Origin of the sequence: Faecalibacterium sp. DFI.5.82, from assembly GCF_029076575.1 — a bacterium.
GTDB classification, from domain to species: domain Bacteria; phylum Bacillota; class Clostridia; order Oscillospirales; family Ruminococcaceae; genus Faecalibacterium; species Faecalibacterium duncaniae.
The window spans coordinates 1-341 of record NZ_JARFIS010000206.1; the positions used below are offsets into that span (position 1 = coordinate 1).

Annotated in this window: 1 pseudogene; it reads left to right on the forward strand. The window is 66.9% G+C overall.

The features are described from left to right. Positions 1 to 341, forward strand: a pseudogene (locus P0G09_RS16260) (cell envelope biogenesis protein OmpA); the annotation flags it as partial.

A 341-nucleotide genomic window follows, 5' to 3' on the forward strand; every position in this document is an offset into this window, starting at 1 on the left:
AGTGGGACGAAGCACTGGTGGAGCAGAGCTTCGGGGAGCGCGCCAGTGAGCGCCGCGACCGCAAGACAGCCCTGATCCTGCTGGGTGCTGCCGTGCTCAGCGGACTTGTGTTCCTGCTGTTTGGCGGTGGGCCCAACGGCATGGCCGCAGCCCTGACCTCCATGCTCTGCATGGGTGCACCGCTGTCCTCCACCCTGGTTGCGGGCATCGCTTCTCTGCGCCTGCAAAAGACCCCTGCCGCCGCCGGTGCCGTGGTGCCCGGCTGGGCTGCCATTGAGGAGCTTGGCGGTGTGGACACCGTGCAGGTGGATTCCGACGAGCTCTTTACCGCCGACAGAGTG